Origin of the sequence: Streptomyces sp. NBC_00289 (assembly GCF_041435115.1) — a bacterium.
Taxonomy (GTDB): domain Bacteria; phylum Actinomycetota; class Actinomycetes; order Streptomycetales; family Streptomycetaceae; genus Streptomyces.
The window spans coordinates 9,280,243-9,297,784 of the sequence record NZ_CP108046.1 but is presented as its reverse complement, the minus strand read 5'-3'; the positions used below and the strand labels follow the sequence as shown (position 1 = coordinate 9,297,784).

The 17,542-nt window shown below is 71.2% G+C and carries 15 protein-coding genes; 3 read left to right on the top strand and 12 right to left on the bottom strand.

The annotated features are described in order from the left end of the window. Positions 1–111: 111 nt before the first annotated feature. The 4 genes from OG985_RS42020 to OG985_RS42005 all read right to left on the bottom strand — a co-directional run bounded on the left by OG985_RS42020 (position 112) and on the right by OG985_RS42005 (position 5,307). Positions 112–1,710: an MFS transporter gene (locus tag OG985_RS42020; RefSeq protein ID WP_371673663.1), complete on the bottom strand. Its 1,599-nt coding sequence runs from the start codon at positions 1,708–1,710 to the stop codon at positions 112–114. A 115-nt stretch (positions 1,711–1,825) separates the two neighbouring features. Then, positions 1,826–3,232 (bottom strand): alpha/beta hydrolase, encoded by a 1,407-nt coding sequence (locus OG985_RS42015; protein WP_371673662.1) that lies wholly within the window; start codon positions 3,230–3,232, stop codon positions 1,826–1,828. A 317-nt stretch (positions 3,233–3,549) separates the two neighbouring features. Beyond that, positions 3,550–4,374, bottom strand: coding sequence for a PaaX family transcriptional regulator C-terminal domain-containing protein (locus OG985_RS42010; RefSeq protein WP_371673661.1), 825 nt, complete (start codon positions 4,372–4,374; stop codon positions 3,550–3,552). 234 nt (positions 4,375–4,608) lie between these two features. After that, the gene (locus OG985_RS42005) at positions 4,609–5,307 is read right to left on the bottom strand and encodes an SDR family NAD(P)-dependent oxidoreductase (protein ID WP_371673660.1); all 699 of its coding nucleotides are present in this window, start codon (positions 5,305–5,307) and stop codon (positions 4,609–4,611) included. A 90-nt stretch (positions 5,308–5,397) separates the two neighbouring features. On the opposite strand from OG985_RS42005, the gene OG985_RS42000 reads away from it, so the two are divergent. Further along, a complete protein-coding gene (locus OG985_RS42000) occupies positions 5,398–6,324 on the top strand; it encodes a helix-turn-helix transcriptional regulator (RefSeq protein WP_371673659.1) in 927 nt (308 codons plus the stop codon). Positions 6,325–6,460: 136 nt separating this feature from the next. Here the strand turns inward: OG985_RS42000 and OG985_RS41995 are convergent, their stop codons facing one another. After that, a complete protein-coding gene (locus OG985_RS41995; RefSeq protein ID WP_371674651.1) occupies positions 6,461–8,476 on the bottom strand; it encodes a BTAD domain-containing putative transcriptional regulator in 2,016 nt (671 codons plus the stop codon). 199 nt (positions 8,477–8,675) lie between these two features. On the opposite strand from OG985_RS41995, the gene OG985_RS41990 reads away from it, so the two are divergent. After that, entirely contained in the window at positions 8,676–9,659 is a 984-nt protein-coding gene (locus tag OG985_RS41990) for an alpha/beta fold hydrolase (protein WP_371673657.1), read from the top strand. Here the strand turns inward: OG985_RS41990 and OG985_RS41985 are convergent. Next, the gene (locus OG985_RS41985; protein WP_371673656.1) at positions 9,653–10,558 is read right to left on the bottom strand and encodes a serine hydrolase; all 906 of its coding nucleotides are present in this window, start codon (positions 10,556–10,558) and stop codon (positions 9,653–9,655) included. The two genes, OG985_RS41990 and OG985_RS41985, sit on opposite strands and share 7 nt — an antisense overlap. A gap of 364 nt (positions 10,559–10,922) precedes the next feature. Between OG985_RS41985 and OG985_RS41980 the strand changes: the two genes are divergently transcribed. Beyond that, on the top strand, positions 10,923–11,636 hold the full coding sequence (locus OG985_RS41980) for a hemolysin III family protein (protein WP_371673655.1): 714 nt from the start codon (positions 10,923–10,925) through the stop codon (positions 11,634–11,636). Positions 11,637–11,698: 62 nt separating this feature from the next. Here the strand turns inward: OG985_RS41980 and OG985_RS41975 are convergent, their stop codons facing one another. The 6 genes from OG985_RS41975 to OG985_RS41950 form a co-directional block, all read right to left on the bottom strand. Beyond that, positions 11,699–12,175, bottom strand: a complete 477-nt coding sequence (locus OG985_RS41975; RefSeq protein ID WP_371674650.1) for an ATP-binding protein — start codon at positions 12,173–12,175, stop codon at positions 11,699–11,701. A gap of 347 nt (positions 12,176–12,522) precedes the next feature. Then, positions 12,523–13,509, bottom strand: a complete 987-nt coding sequence (locus tag OG985_RS41970; RefSeq protein WP_371673654.1) for a polysaccharide deacetylase family protein — start codon at positions 13,507–13,509, stop codon at positions 12,523–12,525. Between the two features lie 32 nt (positions 13,510–13,541). Beyond that, a complete protein-coding gene (locus OG985_RS41965; RefSeq protein WP_371673653.1) occupies positions 13,542–14,558 on the bottom strand; it encodes a glycoside hydrolase family 11 protein in 1,017 nt (338 codons plus the stop codon). A gap of 533 nt (positions 14,559–15,091) precedes the next feature. Then, the gene (locus OG985_RS41960; RefSeq protein ID WP_371673652.1) at positions 15,092–15,832 is read right to left on the bottom strand and encodes an SDR family NAD(P)-dependent oxidoreductase; all 741 of its coding nucleotides are present in this window, start codon (positions 15,830–15,832) and stop codon (positions 15,092–15,094) included. A 122-nt stretch (positions 15,833–15,954) separates the two neighbouring features. Next, the gene (locus OG985_RS41955) at positions 15,955–16,461 is read right to left on the bottom strand and encodes a hypothetical protein (RefSeq protein WP_371673651.1); all 507 of its coding nucleotides are present in this window, start codon (positions 16,459–16,461) and stop codon (positions 15,955–15,957) included. A 683-nt stretch (positions 16,462–17,144) separates the two neighbouring features. Then, entirely contained in the window at positions 17,145–17,387 is a 243-nt protein-coding gene (locus OG985_RS41950) for an acyl carrier protein (RefSeq protein ID WP_371673650.1), read from the bottom strand. Between the last annotated feature and the right edge of the window lie 155 nt (positions 17,388–17,542).

The window sequence follows — 17,542 nt, the reverse complement described above, 5'->3', positions numbered from 1 at the left end:
CGTCGGGGGCAGCGGGAGGGTCCGTCGGGGGCAGCGGGAGGGTCCGTCGGGGGCGGCGGGAGGGTCCGTATGCTCCTGACCACGGGTGTTCCTGCGGCCGTCCCGCGAGGTTCACCCCGTGACCGGCACCGCCTCCGCCTCCTTCTCCGGCGCGGGCTCCTCTGCCGTACGGCCGCGCAGGGCGACGACCACCAGCAGGGCCGAGAACAGGGCGGCGCAGCCGCACACCACGAAGCCGATCGAGTAGCCGTGGCCGAGAGCGTCCAGCGCGAACGAACGGGCCGCACCCGGAGGCGAGTCGGGCGGCACGGAGTTCAGGGCCAGCGGGCCGCCCTCCGCGAGCACCTCGTGTGCCGCCCCCTTCGCCTCCGCGCCCAGCGAGGACGTCGCGAGGGAGGCGGTCACCTGGGACGCGGCCTGGCTCAGGGCGACCGCGCCGATCACGGCGGGACCGAGCGTGAACCCGAAGTCGCGCAGCAGGTTGGTCGACGCGCTGGCCATGCCCGCGAAGTGCACCGGCACCGCGTTGACCGCGGTCGCGGTGATCGACGACACCGTGAGCGCGAAGCCCGCTCCGACCAGTCCCAGCGGCACGATCAGCGAGGTCAGCGCCATGTCGTCGACGGCGAGCGTGGCCGCCAGGAAGTCGCCCGCCGCGATCAGCCCCAGACCGGAGGAGAGCAGCACGCGCGCGTGGACGCGGTGCAGGAGTCGCGAGGTCAACGGGGTCAGGAACGGCGTGATCCCGCTGAGCAGCAGGAACGCGAAGGCGGTACGCATCGGGCTCTGGTGCTGGATCGGGCCGAGCCGGATGCTCGCCGCGTACGCCGTCCCGAGGAAGCTGAACATGCCGACGACGGCGACGACGGAGGCGATCGCGAAGGACCGGTTGCGGAACAGGTCCAGCCGCAGCAGGGGTGAGCGGGCGCGGCTCTCGGCCGCGACGAACAGGCCCAGGAAGACCGCCGCGATCACGAACGCCACGACCACGGAGGCCGACGCCCAGCCGTCCGCCGGCCCCTGGATGACGGCGTACAGCAGCGCGAACAGGCCGACACCGATGGTGATCTGGCCGCCGATGTCGAGGGAACGTCCCTCCGGCGCGCGGGAGTCGGTGGCGAGCAGGAGGCTCACCAGCGCGCTGGCCGCGGCGAGTACGGCGACCACGACGAAGGCCGAGCGCCACGATCCGTAGGTCCCCGTGATCCCGCCGAGCAGCGGCGCGAGGAAACCGCCCGCCGACAGGCTGGAGGCCCACACGGCGATGGCGCGGGCCCGCTGGGCGCCGGAGGGCGTGCCGGCCGCGATCATGGCGAGCGAGGTCGGGAAGAGCGCGGCGGCGCCGAGGCCGGCCAGCGCCTGACCCACCCACAACTGATGGACGCCGGAGCTGCCGGCGGCGACGATCTCGCCCGCGCACAGCAGCCCCGCGCCCCCGACGAGGAGCCGCTTGCGCCCGAAGAGGTCGCCGAGCACACCGAACGACAGCTCCAGGACGGCGACCGGCAGGAGGAAGGCGTCCGAGATCCAGGTCAGTTGGGAGCCGACGGGGTGCAGGTGTTCCTGGAACAGCCCGTTGAGGGTGGCCGGCATGGCAAGGCCGATCTGTGCGAGACAGACGGCGAGGCATCCCGCTATGAGCGTGCCGAGCGGGAGGCGGGCGATCGGAGCGGGGAGGCCCGGGGAGTGGGCTGCGGTGGTTTTGGACATGAGCGGTCCCAACGTCGCGGGGAGTGGGGCGGGTTCGGATGTCTGGGTCGGGGTGGGTGGGTGGAGTTCGGCGGCTCTGGTGGACGGGCGGGCGGCAGGTTCAGCGAGAGGTGTCCTACGGCCGGGGGCCGCGGCCGACCGTCAGTTCGGCCGGTCGGTAGGGGGTGTAGGCCGCCGCGTCGAGACCGAGCGCGAGGGCGGCCTTCTGCAGGGCGGCGGGCGTGGCGGCGTCGCCCCAGCGGCCGGTGGCGACGCGGTGTTCGACGGCGTGCACGGCGGCGACCGTCTCGGCGGTGGTGAAGGTGCAGTGCCCCTGTCGCTCGACGTACGCCTGGCGCAGCAGCGGTCCGTCGCCGGACGCGCGCACCCGGTCGGCGAACCGGTTCTCCTGCTCCACCGGCACCAGGTTGTCGGCGAAGGTGTGCACGTCGAGCAGGGGTACGCCGAGGCTCTGACCGGCGGAGGAGGTGCGCGCGGCGGCACGGACCGCGGCGGGATCGGCGGTGATCGTCGCGTCGGCGGTGAGTGTGCGCAGGTCGGCGCGCAGGTCCAGCCCGGCCGCCCGGTACAGCGCGCGGACCAGCGGGGCGTGCGCGGAGCCGGCGAGCAGTGCGGAGTAGTCGACGCCCCGGTTCCATGAGGTGTTGCCGCCGGCGGACTGCTCGATCGCGTACCGACCGCCCTCGACGAACGACAGGATGCCCTGCGCGAACCACGCGTACTGCTGTTCCTCCTGCCCCTGCCAGTCGTCCGGCGCGGGCCGGTCCCGGCCGGGGGCCCAGGCGGGCAGGTTGAGGAAGGCGGCGGCCAGCGCGATCCTGGCGCGGCCCGCCGGAGTGGACTGGGCCGCGGTGACGGCGTCGGTCAGCCGCTGGGCGGTGGCGGCCGCGTCGGCGGCGGAGCCGAAGCGCACGAGGTCGAGGTCCTGTCCCGGCAGGAGCAGGCGGGCGAGGGTGTACTCGGCGTCCAGCTGGTAGTTGTCGAGGTCGGTGGCACCGGCGACCAGGCCGCACAGACCGAGGGCGCCGTCGATGCGCCCGGCTCCGTCACGGGCCAGCCGGGCGTTGACGAGTCCGCCCATGGACTGCCCGACGGAGAGCGTGCTCTTCGGCCGGCCGATCTTCGCGGTGACGGCGTCGAGGGTGGCGAACTGGTCGCGTTCGGCGCTGTTCAGGGCCCACATGGAGCCGTTCGGATCGTAGGAGGAGCCGGCCAGCGCGTAGCCCTCGGCGAGGAGTTCGGTGTGGGCGCCGGCGGACGGGGCGTTCTGGGCGACGGTCGGTCCGAAGCCGTGGCTGAACAGCAGGAGCGTGCCGTTCCAGTGCGCCGGGACGTCGGCGATCCAGGTGGCGCCGTCGGTGAGGGTGCCGGTCAGCCGCTGGGTGGCGGGGGTGGGGGTGTCGGCGTGCGCGGTCGCGGACGTCGTCAGGGAGAGGACGACGGCCGCGGCGAGTGCGGCGAGCGTGTGGGGGCGACGGCGGCCGGGGCGGGCCGGGGAGGTGCGGTGGTTGCGGGTGGACATGGGGTCGGGCTCCTGTCTGGGGGGTGGGAGGCCTCTGGACCGGAATGCTCAGTGCACTGAACGTCAGGGAATGTAAGGCCGTTTTCTCACGGCCGTCAATGGAGTGCACAACATCAGCTGAAGAAGGTGCCTGCCGGGGAACACGGGGGCGGGGCCGTCGAACCGGCGTACCGGCGTTTACCTGCGACTGGCGGGCCGAAGCGGCCGGGGCTGTCTCGGCTGCCGGGCCGCCAGGGCTGTCACAGCCGTAGGGGCTGTCTGGGCTGACCGCGCTGACTGGGCTGTCACACCTGTAGGGGCTGACTGGGCAGCCGACGTCAGGACGCGGCCGGGACCGTCTCGATCACGCGGCGCGCCACATCCCTCACCGGTGCCTCCAGGCGGGCGTGCAGCGCGCGGAACGTCTCCTCCGCCGCGGCGGCGGGCCAGTCGGCCGGGAGATGACGCAACGGCAGCCGCGGATCGCTGCGGATGACGCGAAGCCATTCGGTGGCCAGCCGCAGACGCAGCGCCAACGGGTCCTCCCCGCCGGTGTCCCCGCCGTGCGCGAGCGGGCGCCACACAGCGTCGAACTCCCTGTAGCGGTCGGCCAGTTCGGCCAGGTCCCAGGTGTCGTGGATCATCTCGGCGATGTCCATCCCGGTGTCCGCCCGCGCACGGAACACCTTGACGTGGGCCGACAGCCCCAGTTCGGCGACGATCCCCGAGACGTCGACCTCCCCCGGCGCGACCCACAGGCCGCTGAACAGAGGACCGAAGCCGGCCCACGTGAGCTGGGAGCGCAGGTCGTGGCGCTGCCGCTGCCAGGACTCGGGAAGGGAGAAACCGAGCAGCGACCAGGTGCCGTCCCAGTCGCGGTTGACCGCGCCCGTCTTCCAGATGCGGCGCTCGCCGTCGCGCAGGATCACTTCGGAGCGTTCGGTGAGCCCGAAGTACATGCGCCGGCCCTCGCGCTGGCGGCGCAGCAGGCCGCGGTTGACCATCCGGGTCAGTGTCGAGCGGGTCGCCTGCTCACCGACCCCGGCGCGCGCGAAGACCTCGATGACGCTGCCGGAGTAGACGCAGACGCCCCGGCCCAGCACCTGGTCACCCAGGAAGGTCAGCATCAGCGACTGCGGGCGGGGGGCGGTGTCAGTGGGCACGGGGTTACGGTACGACGCGGAAGCCCATGGCGGGACGGGCCCCGGGCTTGACCGGGCCTGCGCCGAACCCGCCGGGCCGCACTCGCACCGTCCGTTCACCGAGGGCGGGGCGGCAGGCAGCAGCGCGGCGGGAGGGCCGCCGCGCTGTCGCCCCGCGGTTCGATGGTGGGCCCGGTGAGCGTCAACCAGTCGTGAGCCGAACAACTGACCCTGCGGTCCGTCGTGTTGCGGCGTTCACGACCAGCTGATCGGCCCGCTGCGGTCGATGAAACGGCCCGTGCCGGCGCCGGGCTGCTCCGTCGCGAGTCGGACGATCGCGTCGGTACCTTCGGTGACGGTCTGAGGGCCGCTGTTGCCGTTGAGGTCGGTCGCTGTGTACCCGGGGTCGGCGGCGTTGACGCGGATGTCCTTCAGACCCTTGGCGTACTGGGTGGTCAGCATCGTGAGGGCGGCCTTCGACGCGGTGTAGAGAGGCGCGACCACCGAGGACTCGATCCGTGACGGGTCGTGGGTGAAGGCGAGCGACCCGGTGCCGCTGCTGACGTTGACGATGACCGGATCCGGCGACCGGCGCAGCAGCGGGAGGAAGGCGGTCGTGGTCCGGACCACACCGAAGAGGTTGACGTCGAAAACGCTGAGGGCGTCCGCGCCGGTCAGGTCGCTGGGGTCGCCGTGCGGACCGTGGACACCGGCGTTGTTGATCAGGACGTCGATCACGCCTTCGTGTTCGGCGACACTGTTGGCCGCGGCGGCGACGGACGCGTCGTCGGTGACATCGATGGGGACGAAACGCGCGCCGAGCGTGGCGGCGGCCGCGGCGCCGCGTTCGGGATCGCGGGCTCCCATGATCACGGTGTGACCGAGTTCGATGAGGCGGCGGGCGGTTTCGAAACCGAGCCCTTTGTTGGCTCCGGTGATGAACGTGGTGGTCATGCACTGATCGTCCCCGCCCCGCCCGTGCTGTGCCAGGGACACCGTGACCGTAGGAAGAGCAGTACCAGGCGGGAACAGGTCTGGGGCAGGATGGACGTCATGACAACGATGCCGGGTGCTGGACTGGGCGCGACGATCCGCGCCTGGCGGGAGCGGCTGTCCCCGCCGAGCGTGGCGCTGCCGGCAGGTCGGACACGCCGCGCGACCGGGCTGCGGCGCGAGGAACTCGCCGAACGCGCAGGCGTGTCGGTCGACTACGTGATGCGTCTGGAGCAGGGGCGGGCGACAACGCCGTCGGCTCAGGTGGTCGCTTCCCTGGCCCGCGCCCTGCAACTCACCACCACCGAGCGTGACCACCTCTACCGCATGGCCGGGCTGGCCCCTCCGGGGGACAGCCCTGTCCCCGACCACATCCCGCCAGGGGTTCACCGCGTGCTGGCCCGACTCGCGGACGTCGCAGTCGCCGTGTTCGCCGCGGACTGGCAGTTGATCTGGTGGAACCCCGGTTGGACGGCGCTGCTCGGTGACCCCTCGACCTCACCACCGGAGCTGCGCAACTTCGCCCGGGAGAGATTCCCGGTCGGCTCCGACGACGCCCGTGTCACGTTGTGGCCGGTGCTGGCGCAGAACAGCGACGACTCCGACCTCGCCGTCGTGTCCGATCTGCGCCGCGCCACCGGCCGCTTCCCCGACGACACACGTCTGGCCGATCTGATCCGCCTGCTCCACGGTAACCAGCGATTCGCCCGGATGTGGGCGAGCGGCACGGTGTCCGCGCACCGCGAGGACCACAAGACGATCGAGCACCCCGACGTGGGACGCGTGGAGGTGGACTGCGACGTCCTGACCGACGGCGACTCCGAGCTCAAAATCGTGATCCTGACCGCAGCGCCCGCCAGCCCGGACGAGGCCAAACTGCGACGCGCCATGTCCACCGACCCGACACCGACACCGACACCGGCTCCGGCTCCGGCTCGGACACGTGTAGAGGCAGCAAAAGCGCGCCCCGCCCGCTGACCGCACGGCCTACCACCACAGGCCGACAGCCTGTCCGAATGGAGCGTTTCGAGCGGGCCGTTGGCGCTGTCGTGGGCTCAGCGGTCGGTGACGCGCTGGGCGCACCTTTCATGTGCACCGCCTCGGAAGTGACTGCTCACCGCTGCGCGGCCAGCGCCTCCAGATACCCCGCGACCGGGCCCAGGGTGAGCAAACCGCTGCCCGCGCCCGCGAGTTCGGACGCGGCCGGGGTGAGGGCGGTGTGCGCGCGTCGCATGCAGGTGGGTTCCCCGGCTTGGACCGCCGCCTGTGCGAGGAGGCACCACAGTGCCTCGTAGAGGAGGTCACGGGGTGGCGAGGGAACGGAGCGCAGCAGTTCCGCGGCCTCCTTACGGCGTCCCTCCGAGACCAGGAGCAGAGGGCGCACCCAGGGACCGTACGGGCCCCAGTCCGCGTCGGATGCCACGGTGGGGGTTGCTCCGCGGCTGACGGAAAGGCACAGCAGGGCGAGCGGCAGCAGGCCTGATTCGAGGCCGGGCATGCCCGCGCCGGTCAACGACGTGGCGGCCTCTCTGTAGGCGGCTTCGGCCGTGTCCGCGGGTGCCGTCATGGCGGTGCGCAGGGCGCGGTACCAGGTGGTGAACACGGACACCAGCGGCAGCTCGTGACGGTCCGACAGGGCGTCGGCGGCCGAGGCGTGCCGGTCGGCCGCGGCGAAGTCGGACACCGCGCAACGGGACTGCATCCGGATCAGGTGGCCCAGCACCTCGTACGTGACCAGGCTGTGGCGTGCGGCGAGGGAGACGATCTCGGCGCCGATCCGGTCGCGGTGGCCGGACAGACCGGCGCGTCGGAAGGTCTGCATGAACACGCCGTTCAGGGCGAAGACGAGCAGGGACGCGTCGTCGAGGCGCCGCGCGATGGCCTCCGCCTGACGCGCCGCCCGCAGGGGTCGTACCGCCGCGCCCGTGGGAGTCTCCGCGACAGGCAGCGTGCCGCGGGATTCGACGGCGACGGTGGCGAGCAGCCCGGCCCGGGCCGCGGCCCGCACCCCCGACGGCAGCCGAAGCAGCGTCCGTTCGGCGGCCGCCACCAGCCACTCGGCCTGGGCGGGGTCGTCGGAGCGGGTCCAGATGGCCGGCACGTCGTAGGCGCCGATGACGCGCGCGGTCAGCTCCGGGTCGCCCAGCTGTTCCGCCGCGGCGACGGCGGCCACCCGGTGGCGTCGGGCCGCCTCCAGCCCACCGCCTCCCGTCACCGCCAGGTCGCGCATCAGGCCCGCCGTCGACTCCAGACGCGTCCGCGCCCGGGACGGCACCATGGTGTCGTACGCCGCGCTCGCCTGTGCCCACACCCGCGCCACCGAGCCCTGGGGGCCGGGATCGAGGTGCTCGGCGTGCCGGAGGATGTCCTCCTCCATCCGGCCGAGCCGCGGGCCGGGGGCCAGGCCCAGGTGTTCCCGCAGCATGCGCCGGGCGCGTCTGACGAGGGAGAGGGCGTCGACCTGCCGGCCGGAGCGGTACAGCGCCAGCGCGAGCAGCTGCCAGGCGTCCTCTCGCCACGGGTGCTCCGCGACATGGGCGTCCAGGTCCGCGACGGCCTCCGCGACGGCGCCGAGGGAGATCTGCGCCTCGGCCCGCCGTTCGGCGGCGGTCAGCCGGAGTTCCGTCAGCCGGGTCCGCTCGGCTCTGGCCCAGGGTTCCTCGGCGACGTCGGCGTAGGCCGGGCCGCGCCACAGGTCCAGTGCGGTCTTCAGCCTCTCCGCCACCTCGGCGGGCACCGGCTCCGCCGAAAAGGATGAGAGGGACGACATCGCCGGCGTGGATGACGTGACCAGAGTCTCGAATCGCCAGGCGTCGACTGCGTCGTGGTCGGCGCGCAGGGCGTAGCCGGGGCCCTCCGTGACCAGAAGCCGGGACGGCGTCCGGGGGGTCCGGTCCGGTTCGAGTGCGCGCCGCAGCGCGGCGACGAAGGTACGGACACTGCTCACGGCGTCCAGCGGCGGCTCGGGTCCCCACAGGTCTTCGACCAGGCGGGAGACGGGTACGACGTGTCCGCGGGCGACGAGGAGCCGGGCGAGCACCGCGCGGTGTCGGGGTCCCCTCAGGGCCAGCGGCTCCGCGGCCTCGTTCCAGGCGGTCACCGGGCCAAGCACCCCGAACTCCACTCGCACCTCGGTCGTCCGTCCTTCCCGTCCCGCGGCCGGTCCCGCACCCGGCGTGACCTCAACGTACACGCGCTCATCGGATGCTCATCCGCACCCCGGATGCTGAACGACGTCGGACGTCACCGGGCCCGGTGACCGACCATCCCCCGTCCACCCCGTCCATCCCGTTCACCCACCCAGCGATCAGCGAACGAAAGAGCCCCCTGTGGAAACCGAACCCACCATCCCCGGATTCGACTACCGGCGAGTCGCGGTGTCCGAAGACGTCTCCTTGAACGTGGCCGTGGGAGGCACCGGCACGCCGGTCGTCCTCCTGCACGGCTTTCCGCAGACCCACCTGATGTGGCGGCACGTGGCGGCCGACCTCGCGGCCGACCACACCGTCATCTGCCCGGACCTGCGCGGATACGGCGACAGCGACAAGCCCGTCGAGGACGGTCCGCACACCTACTCCAAGCGGACCATGGCCCGGGACGTCGTCACTCTCGCCCAGGAGCTGGGGTACGACCGGTTCGCCCTGGCCGGTCACGACCGGGGGGCACTCGTGGCCTTCCGGGCCGGACTCGACCACCCGGACGTGATCACGCACCTGGCCTGTCTGGACGTCCTGCCCACGCTCGACATGTGGGAGGCACTGCACGGGGTCCCCGCGGCGGTCGGCTTCCACCTCTATCTGATGGCGCAGCCGCCGGGCCTGCCCGAGCTCATGATCACTGCTTCGGCGGACGCGTTCTTCGGCCACTTCCTCGACGTGTGGGCGAACGATCCGGACGCTGTTCCGGCCGACGTCCGCGCCGCCTATCTGCGGGCCTGTCGCGAGGCGGTTCCGTCGATCGTCGCCGACTACCGCGCCTCGGCGGGCATCGACGTCGAACACGACGAGGCCGACCGCGCCGCGGGCAACCGCCTGGCCATGCCGGTGGCCGTGCTCCAGCAGGACTGGGGCGCGGTACTCGGCTTCGAGGCCGCCGCCCTGTGGGGCGCCTGGGCGGACGACCTGCGGCACTCGACCGTCTCCTGCGGTCACTTCATGGCCGAGGAGGCTCCGACGGACATCGCCAAGGCGCTGCGCGACCTCCTGGCACGTGACAGCGCCGCACACACCGCTCACGCTTCCGATGGGACGAGCGCCTGCCCGGGGCCGAGTCAGTCCCGGGCGGGCGGCTCGGACCCGCGGCTGTCTCAGTGAGCGGATTCCGACGAGCTGACCGCTGCCCGGGCCGCGCGCTCGACCAGCGCTATGCCGCCCTGCATGGAGGTACTGCCGTCGGAGAGCACGGCGACGAGGTAGTGCCGCCCGCCGGCCGTGATCCGACCGACGCTGTTGATGTCCCACAGGCCGGTGGTGGTCCGCTGCAGCCAGCCGTTCTTCAACGCCGAGCCGGAGTCGGAGGCCGCCGAGACACCCCATGCCTGTTCGACGGCGATGTGGGCCATCTGCGTCCGGATGTAGCTCCGGGAGACCTCACTCAGACCGGCCGGAGCGGCATCTGAGGCCCAGCCGGTGTCGAACACGGCGCGCAGCAGGCGGATCTGGTCGGTCGCCGTCGTCCGGGTGAGCCCCCACTTGCCGCCGGTTCCTCCCGTGGTCGAGGTCAGCCCGAGCCGTTTGTTGGCCGCTTCCAGACCGGGAGCCATCCCGATCCGCCGCCACAGCGCGTTCGCCGCCGCGTTGTCGCTGTGCTGGATCATCTCCTCCGCCTGGGTACGTTCCTGCTCGGAGAGGTGACGCCCGGCGTCCTGCGCCTGGAGCAGCGTGGCGGCGAGAATGTCGACCTTGATGATGCTGGCGGTGTCGTAGGGGACGTCGTCGCCGTAGACCTGCGGCTCCCGGCCAGGCAAGTCCAGGTCGAGCACCGCGGCCGTGACCCGTGTCTTTCTCTGCGGCTGGACTCGCGGGGCGTCGGAGTCCGCGGTGTCGGGACGCGCTGACACCGTAGCCGCGACCGCGGGGGCGACCGTGCCCGTCGCGATGAGCGTGGCCACCGATCCGGCGAGCAGCGCCGCGCGGAACCCGGCACGCCTGCCGCCCGGGGCATGGCTTCCCACACGCTTCGGGGACGGCTGGGACGACAGGGGGTACGGCATGAAGGGCCCTCGGCGGTTCGTGGTCTGCGGCTCGCGGTTCGTGGTCTGCGATCCGCGCTTCGTGTTCTGCGGCTCATGGTTCGGCGGTCCGCGGTCCGCGGGTCGTGACTCTCGGCTCGCGGTCCTTGTGACAGGGCGGACCCTGCGAACGTAGACAAGACGCCCGCCCTACGACGTGACGAATGCCACGAAAAGGCCTGTTCAACGGCATTTGTGACGATAGCCACTGCCTGCGATGGGGACGGCATGACGGCCGACGACGCCCCCCTCCATGCCTCCCGCCGAAGTCACCGCAGCGCTCCTCCATGACACCGGCGGACCTGCCTGGCACCACTGGGGATTGATACCTTTGCCCAGGTCGATCATGGTCACGGGGTCCCGCACGTCGGCAGGCCCGGACGGTCGGAGGGATGGGGAAGTGTCGGTCGCCGAGCTGATCGAAGAGGTCAAGCCGCGACTGCGCGGCTGGCTGCACGCGGGCATGGCGCCTCTGGTGTGCGCCGCCGGCATCGCGCTGATCGCGCTGGCGCCCGCGGGCAGGGCCAGAGCCGCCGCGACGGTGTACACGGTGTCCGGCCTGCTGCTGTTCGCGACCAGTGGTCTCTTTCACCGCGGTACCTGGTCGCCGCGCGTGTACGAGGCCCTGCGGCGCGCGGACCACTCGAACGTGTATCTGCTGATCGCCGGAACCTACACACCGATCGTCGTGCTGGGCCTGACCGGGACGGTCCGCACACTCCTGCTGTGGGAGATCTGGATCGGCGCCGGCGTGGGAATCGTCTTCCGCTGCCTGTGGCCGTACGCGCCGCGGATCCTCTACACCGCGCTGTACATCGTGCTGGGCTGGTCCCTCGCCCCGGCCTTCGGTCCGCTGGTGCGGCAGGCGGGCGTGGCGGTGTTCGTGCTGACGCTGGCCGGCGGAATCCTCTACACGGCCGGCGGCATGGTCTACGGGCTGCGCCGTCCAGACCCCTCTCCGGCCTGGTTCGGCTTCCACGAGCTCTTCCACGCGTTCACTGTCGCCGCGTGGGTGTGCCAGTACGTGGCCATCAGTCTGCTCACCTACCGGTTGAGGTAGCCCGGCAGGACGCCGGGGCCTTCGACGACGGGTTCGCCGACGCGCTCACGCCTCCCACCAGCTCATGCCAGCGGTTTGTGACCCGCCACGTCCCCGCCCGGGTCGTCCGCGAGCATCACCGAGGCGGTCGTACGTTTGCCGACCGGTTCCCGGTGCACCTCGAAGCTCTGGCAAACGGCCATCACGATCTCCAGGCCGTGCTGGCCCACGCGGCCGGGGTCGGCGGCACGGGCCACCGGCAGCACCGGGGCACTGTCCCAGACCGTGATGTGGACACTGCCCCCGGCCAGCTCGAGATCAAGGAGATTGGGCCCCGGCGCGTACTTGCACGCGTTCGTCACCAGCTCGCTGACCACGAGCTGTACGACGCCCAGCACCCGTTCCGACACGGGCAGCCCCTGCTCGGCCTGTACACGCGTCAGGAATTCACCGGCGAGATCACGGGCACGGGCGACGTCGGGCGGTCTGCCCTCGTACGCCTCCGACGCGCGGATCAGCCGCACATCCAGCTGATCCCGTTCCCGGGCAGCCTCGTCCATGAACACCGCCCTCTTCCTGAGCGCCTGCTGCTGGGCCACACCTACCCGCAAACCGAGATAACACCAGCGATCACCAGTATCGACCACGGTAACGGGCGAGTGATCCCCCCACTGTCCGGAGAGGGCGGAAGACAAACGCGGACGAGCTCGGCAAACCGGGTGCGCTCGGGTGCGAGTGGCGTGGGCCGTACGCAGGACGCGGTGGGGAGCCGCGCGGTCAGGCGGTCTGTGCCCGGCGAGAGCACCGATGTCCGCACCGCAGGCCGGCCGACGGGCGTGAACGCCCAACTGAGTGGCGCGGCCGCCCGGGCCGCCGCGCCACTCGTCCGGTGCCGGGTGTACGTCGGTCAGTTCGTGCCGCAGGTGACGGTGGGCCAGGTCCAGGTGCCGTTGGCCTGGAGGGTGACGCCGAAGGTGTTGCCGCTGCCGTTGGGCTTGGCGGTGAGCACCTGCGCGCTGGGGTAACTCGCGCTGACGTTCCAGGTCGACAGGACCTTCTCGGGTGACGGGACGTTCATCGTCACCGTCCAGTTGCTGGAGCCTGACACCGCGACGTTCAGGTTGTACCGGTCACTCCACTGCTGCCCCGCGGACAACGTCGCGCTGCAACCACCACTCCCCCCGCCACCACCGGAACCGCCGTCCGGGGCCACGGCGCGGCCGGTCTGCGGGGAGATCATCCCGGCGCACAGGCCGCGGGAGGCCAGCCCCTGCGCGATGCGCGGGATCGCGGCGAGTGTGTTGGCGGGCCAGTCGTGCATGAGGATGACCTGGCCGTTGGTGAGGCGGTTGGCGGCCTGCACGATCGCGTCGGTACCGGCGCCGTTCCAGTCCTGCGAGTCGACGTCCCAGATGATCTCGGTCAGGCCGTACTTGGCCTCCACGGACTTCACCGTCGAGTTGGTCTCGCCGTACGGCGGGCGGAACAGTTTCGGTGTGCCGCCGCCCCCGTTGGCGATGGCCTGCTGCGTCCGGGAGATCTCCGAGTCGATCTGGGACTGGCTCTGCTGGGTCAGGTGCGGGTGGGTGTAGCTGTGGTTGCCGACCCACATGCCGGCGTCGACCTGTGCCCGGACCTGGGACGGGGAGGAAGCGGCGTACTGGCCCTGGTTGAACATCGTGGCCCGCAGCCCGTTCTGCTTGAGCGCGTTGAGCAGGTTCGAGGTGGTGGCGGACGGGCCGTCGTCGAAGGTGAGTCCGACGTACCCGTTGCAGGTGGCGGCGTGCGACGGGGTGGCGTCGACGACGCAGATGACGGTGCCGGCCACGGCGGTCGCGGCGACGGCCAGTCCCGTGGTCAGGGAGCGTAACGACAGAGTCGGTCGGGTGCGCATGGCAAAGAGTCCTCCTCTCGGGTGTACGTCGGTCAGTTCGTGCCGCAGGTGACGGTGGGCCAGGTCCAGGTGCCGTTGGCCTGGAGGGTGACGCCGAAGGTGTTGCCGCTGCCGTTGGGCCTGGCGGTGAGCACCTGCGCGCTGGGGTAACTCGCGCTGACGTTCCAGGTCGACAGGACCTTCTCGGGTGACGGGACGTTCATGGTCACCGTCCAGTTGCTGGAGCCCGACACCGCGACGTTCAGGTTGTACCGGTCACTCCACTGCTGCCCCGCGGACAACGTCGCGCTGCAACCACCACTCCCCCCGCCACCACCGGAACCGCCACCGTCGGACGAGCCCAACGTGATGTCGGAGTTTCCGCTGCTCTGGTATCCCTCGGTCGCGAGGATCATGTAGTTGAAGGTGCCCAGGTTCATTCCGTGACTGGCCCACGCGTCGAAGTGGTTGCCGGTGGTGATGGTCCCGCCGGTCCGCTTCGACTGCCGGACACTCCAGTACTGGTTGAACGTCCTGGTGCCCTCGATGGAGGGGGCGTTGTACCGCGTCGTCTCGTAGATGTCGTACGTGCCGCCGTCGCTGGTGACCGTGCCCTTGTACGTTCCCGTGGGCCGGTAGGTGCCCCAGTTGTCGACGATGTAGTACTCCACGAGCGGATTCGTCGACCATCCGTAGAGGGCCAGGTACGCGTTGCCCGACGGGTTGAAGCTGCCCGAGTAGGTCACACTCCGGCGTCCGCCGGTGCTCCAGCCCTTGCCGGCGACGAAGTTGCCGCTGTTGCCCCATGAGGTGCCGTACTTGCCGCCGGCTCCCAGGTTCATGGAGACCGATCCGCCGCCATCGGTCCAGAAGGAGTAGAAGTAGCCGTTGTCGGTGCCGGTCTGGTTCGAGGTGATGACCGTGTCGGCGTTGGCGGTGCCGGGAAAGGTCATCGCGGCCACAGCGACCAGCACTGTTGCGCAGGCACTGCTGAAGAGCAGCCTGAAACGGCTGAGCAGCTCGAAGCGTCCGCGTCTGCGGCTCGACGTGTGTGCGGGTGCGTCGTACATGTGCGTGCTTCCTCCTCGTCCTCGTGAGGCCCGTGGGCGCGCCCTCGTAAGGCTTCGTGGGGCTGGGCAGCGTGACACGACCCTGCGGGTTGTCGCCGGACAGCTGTCACTGCGATGACGTCGCGGCGACCGCGAGCCGGCGTCGCGGAACACGGCCGGGCCCGGCCGGTCGCCCCGCGCTCGACGACCGCGGTGACCGGGTCGTGATGACGACCCGGATCAACAGTGAGTGAGCCCTGTCGATGGCGAACAGTGTTGACCTGACCCCGTCAAGTGTCAACTGTTTCGACACGAATTACGAAAGCTTCGCCGAGCCCTCGTCTTGGAGGATGCGATAACTGTGCAGCTCACAGGGGTGATGCAGAGCACCAGCCAACCGCAGCAGTGCCGCCCCTCTCGCGATCGTGATCATTTTCCGAGTCGAATATCTCGAAAGTTTCGATGGGTTTCCGGATTGATCTGCTTTCAAGGGGGACGGGGAACGGCACAGCGACGCTCCCGACGGCCAAGCCCGTCGGGAGCGAATGGCGCCCTCACGTCAGATTGAGCCCGCCGTCGAGCATGATGACCTCGCCGGTGAGATAGGTGCTGGCGATCACCGACGCCACCAGGTCGGCCACGTCGGCGGGTTGAGCCGGGCGGTGCATGGGCGCCCGGTCCCGCCACAGCTCGTGTGCCTGTGCCCAGTCCTTCGTCATCGGCGTGTCCACCAGCCCCGGAGCCACCGCGTTGACCCGCACCTCGGGCCCGAGAGCGGCCGCGAGCAGCCGGGTCACGTGGTTCAGCGCGGCCTTGCTCGCCGCGTACGGCACCGACGATCCCTTGGGACGCACCCCGGCATGGCTGGTGACGTTCACGATGCTGCCGCCGGCGGGGGCTCGGCGCAGCGCGGGAAGTGCCGCGGTGCACAGTACCCACGGCGCGATCAGGTTGACCTCCAGCAGCTGCCGCCAGTCCGCCGGCGTCGCCGCGGCCAGGTCGTCGTGCGGGATCGGCCAACTGATGCCCGCGTTGTTCACCAGCACGTCCAGCCGCCCGTACCGGTCGACCGCGGCCTCGGCCAGCCCCCGGGCCTCGTCCTCCACCGCGAGATCCGCCCGCAGATACGCCCCGCCGAGCTCCGCCGCCAGCGCCTCTCCGGTCTCCACGCTGCTTCGCGAGTGCACGATCACGCGCATGCCGTCCGCCGCCAGCCGCCGCACGACGGCTTCCCCGATCCCCGACGTGGACCCGCTGACCAGGGCGACGGGCCGATCCGTCTGTTCCGTCCTCATGGTGGCGGATCTTGCCACGGGTTCCGTGTGCCGGATCGGCCGGTGCCCGAGATGGACGCCCCACGTTCGTCCGGAGGCGGGCGGCGGTCAGCGGTCAGCGGTCAGCGGTCAGCGGTCAGCGGTCAGCTCATGAGACCAGCTCCGAGGAGCCTTGCGATGCCGTACGGATACAACCACGCGCTGTGATCGCCGGCTTGGAGTCGGTCGAGTGCGATCAGGGCGTCCGCCGCGGTCTTGCAGTGGGGGTGCCGCGCGGCGAAGGCGGTGACGCGGGCGCGTTGGGTGGGCAGCCAGTCCGCGATGACTTGGGGGTCACCGTCGTACCACCACGAGAACCGCAGCTCCTCCCAGAGAAGGTCGATCGCCCAGTCGCAGACGAGCCGGACGAGGCCGGCGTCCGCGGTGGGACCCGGAAGCCCGGCGAGGTACTCCAGCCACGGCTCCATACCGCCCGTCGCGTGAGCGATTCCCTCGATCAGTTCGGTCATCTCCACCGGCTCCCGGCCATCGACCAGGGCGATGGCCAGCAGCGCCCGGAACGCCTGCTCGGCGGCGGCGCGTTCGGGGGCGGGCCAGTCGACGAAGTTCGCCCCCCTGCTCCCCGAGATGACCCAGTTCGGCGGCCGCATCGACACCATGGCCCTGCGGCCCCCAGTAGCGCAGCGCACGAGGCATGAGGCGCCGCCACAGCAGGGGGTACTGGTCCGCGTCCCAGTGGCTGGGGACCTCACGCATGAAGTGTCCGAGGAGATCATCCGGTACGGCGTCGGGAGGACCGCCGAGCACCCGCAGCTCGGACTCAGGAGTGCAGTAGGTGCAGCCGCCCACCGGTCTGTCGAGGACGGGGGACGACGCGAAGACGCGGTCGGCCTCGACGAGGGAGCGCTGCCACATCGCGTAGGGATCCGGGTCGGCGTATGCGGACACAGTAGGACCTGCCAGAGGGACTCCGCGCGGTGAAACCGGCGAAGAGAGGGACTCTACACCGGACATGGCCAGGTGATCACGGTGGCCGAGAGGCCCCTCCATGATCCATCCCGGCTGCCGTGCAGCGGCATTTGGTGGCCCCCGCGCGAGGAAACCCGCCGCGTGTGCCGCGGCGCCCGCTTCCGATCGGTGAGGGAGCACGGGAAGAGAGCACTGGTACCCCCAGGCTGCCGCCGCGGCACACCAGGGGCCCTGCCCGGACGCTCCGCGTCCCCGACTGAGCCGGGTGACCGGACCGCGACCGATGCCGGGGCCCGGCGGATGCGCCGGGCCCCGGCCTGGAGTCATCGCCGTCGCGGCTCAGGCTCCGTCCTGACGACCGTCGTCAGGAGACAGCCGGACCGGCGGCCTCGGTGCCGGACAGTTCGGCGAGGAACTCGTGGCAGCGCGCCGCCCGTTCGGAGTCCTGGTCCATGACCGTACGGAAGAACTCCGCGATCTCCTTCTTGTTCGCGTTCTCCGCGTCGCGTACGTACTGGCCGTAGTCGTGCCCGGCCTTCAGGGAGTGGTACTGCACGGAAACCAGGTCGTACACGACGTCACTGAATCCGGTTTCACCTGTCGCCATGGGTGGTCCTCCTGAAGTGGGAAGAGTAGGACGAGGACCGGGTAACACCTTCCCGGCGGCCGAAACGGCCTGCGGCCCCCGGTCCGTCACACCGAGGTAGGCGCACCGGGACCGGCGACCGATCTCGGTCACCACCTTCCGTGCCGTCCGGCGCC

Bases quoted from the DNA above. Each gene is read 5' to 3' on its own strand.
- OG985_RS42015 (WP_371673662.1), bottom strand. From the start codon at position 3,232: ATGTCCACCCGCAACCACCGCACCTCCCCGGCCCGCCCCGGCCGCCGT.
- OG985_RS41975 (WP_371674650.1), bottom strand. From the start codon at position 12,175: ATGGACGAGGCTGCCCGGGAACGGGATCAGCTGGATGTGCGGCTGATC.
- OG985_RS41960 (WP_371673652.1), bottom strand. From the start codon at position 15,832: ATGAGGACGGAACAGACGGATCGGCCCGTCGCCCTGGTCAGCGGGTCC.
- OG985_RS41985 (WP_371673656.1), bottom strand. From the start codon at position 10,558: ATGCCGTACCCCCTGTCGTCCCAGCCGTCCCCGAAGCGTGTGGGAAGC.
- OG985_RS42000 (WP_371673659.1), top strand. From the start codon at position 5,398: ATGGACGTCATGACAACGATGCCGGGTGCTGGACTGGGCGCGACGATC.
- OG985_RS41950 (WP_371673650.1), bottom strand. From the start codon at position 17,387: ATGGCGACAGGTGAAACCGGATTCAGTGACGTCGTGTACGACCTGGTT.
- OG985_RS42005 (WP_371673660.1), bottom strand. From the start codon at position 5,307: ATGACCACCACGTTCATCACCGGAGCCAACAAAGGGCTCGGTTTCGAA.
- OG985_RS41980 (WP_371673655.1), top strand. From the start codon at position 10,923: ATGGTCACGGGGTCCCGCACGTCGGCAGGCCCGGACGGTCGGAGGGAT.
- OG985_RS41970 (WP_371673654.1), bottom strand. From the start codon at position 13,509: ATGCGCACCCGACCGACTCTGTCGTTACGCTCCCTGACCACGGGACTG.
- OG985_RS41965 (WP_371673653.1), bottom strand. From the start codon at position 14,558: ATGTACGACGCACCCGCACACACGTCGAGCCGCAGACGCGGACGCTTC.
- OG985_RS41955 (WP_371673651.1), bottom strand. From the start codon at position 16,461: ATGCGGCCGCCGAACTGGGTCATCTCGGGGAGCAGGGGGGCGAACTTC.
- OG985_RS42020 (WP_371673663.1), bottom strand. From the start codon at position 1,710: ATGTCCAAAACCACCGCAGCCCACTCCCCGGGCCTCCCCGCTCCGATC.